This is a genomic window from Micromonospora sp. DT48 (assembly GCF_049844495.1).
Lineage (GTDB): Bacteria > Actinomycetota > Actinomycetes > Mycobacteriales > Micromonosporaceae > Micromonospora.
The window spans coordinates 1-1,352 of the sequence record NZ_JBNCLE010000051.1 but is presented as its reverse complement, the minus strand read 5'-3'; the positions used below and the strand labels follow the sequence as shown (position 1 = coordinate 1,352).

Genomic DNA, 1,352 nt, shown 5'->3' with positions numbered 1-1,352 from the left:
ATCGCCTCCAACACCAACCGGAACATCCCCGCCAACCGCGACAACCCACCACCACCAAACACCCGCGCATCCGCGACCAGGCGGATCACGGATCCGCTGGCGCCGACGGAGAGGGCGAACTCGGTGGCGGCTCCGTCGGCGGCCACCGCCGCCTCGGCGGTCGCCGCGGTCGCGTGCTCGGGCCGGTCACCCGCCGACCCGTCGGCCCGGCGCCCCGGGGTGACGGCGGCCGGCGCGGTCACATCGGACGGGCTGGTACGAGGTTCGGTGTAGTTGAAGACGACGTCGATCGGGTGCTGGTCCTCACCGGTGAGTCGGCGTACCGCGGGCAGCGGGTAGCGCCGGTGCGGCCAGAGTTCGACCTCCCGGTCGAAGACGGTGGTGATCAACTCGCGCCAGGTCCGGGCGGTGCGGTCGTGACCGAACGGCAGGATGTTGATGTACATGCCGTGCACCCGCTCGGCACCACGCACCTCCGGCCGCGCGTCGCACACCAGGCCGCTGTGGAAGGTGCTCTCGTTGGTGAGCTGGCTCATCACCTTCAGGTGCGCCGCGTGCAGGACCGCCTTGACGGGTACGCCGAGGGTGCTGGCGAGTCGACGCAGCGGGCCGTCCAGGTCCGCGATGTCGATCTCGGTGCGGTGCACCCGCAGCGGGCCGGTGTCGTTCGTCCGGGTGCCGGGCAGGGTCAGCTTCGGTCGACCGGCCACCACCTGCCGCCAGTAGTCGGCGTCCTCCGACGAGTCGAGCGCGGCCAGTTCGGCGGCGACGAAGTCGGCGTAGCGGACGCTCACCGGCTCGACCGGGGTCGGCTGCTCGCCGCGCCGCCGCCGGTGGTAGCCGTCGAGCAGGTCGGCCAGCAGGAGGTTCAGGTCCCAGCCGCCGGTGATCAGGTGGCTGACGGAGAGGGTGAGCCACCAGGACCGGTCGTCCTCCTGGTGCACCGCCACCCGCAGCAGCGGTGGCGGCTGCGTCAGGTCGAACGGTCGCTTCCGTTCGGCGGCGACGTACGCCTCGATGTCGGCGGCACCGTGGTGGACCGCGACCGGCACCTCGGCCTCGGCGTGCACGAGTTGCATGGGCACCGAGTAGCCGGTCAGGTCGAACGAGGTACGCAGAGTCTCGTGCCGGGCGACCAGCTCGGCGAGCACGGCGCGCAGCGGTGCCTCGTCGAAGGGCAGTTCGTCGTCGATCCGCATGGTGTGCACGATGTGGTACGGCGACGCGGCCTCGTTCTTGGTGATCTCCACGGCCATGCCGACCTGGGCCTGGGTGGCCGGGTAGGCGTCGGTGAGTCCGGCGGGCAGCAACACCCGATCCGCCTCACCCACCAACGCGAACGGCACCACCGG

1 protein-coding gene is annotated in these 1,352 nt (G+C 71.5%); it reads right to left on the bottom strand.

What is annotated here, in order from left to right:
• On the bottom strand, positions 1-1,352 hold a 1,352-nt coding region (locus ACLQ2S_RS27110; protein WP_425703808.1), incomplete at both ends, for a condensation domain-containing protein.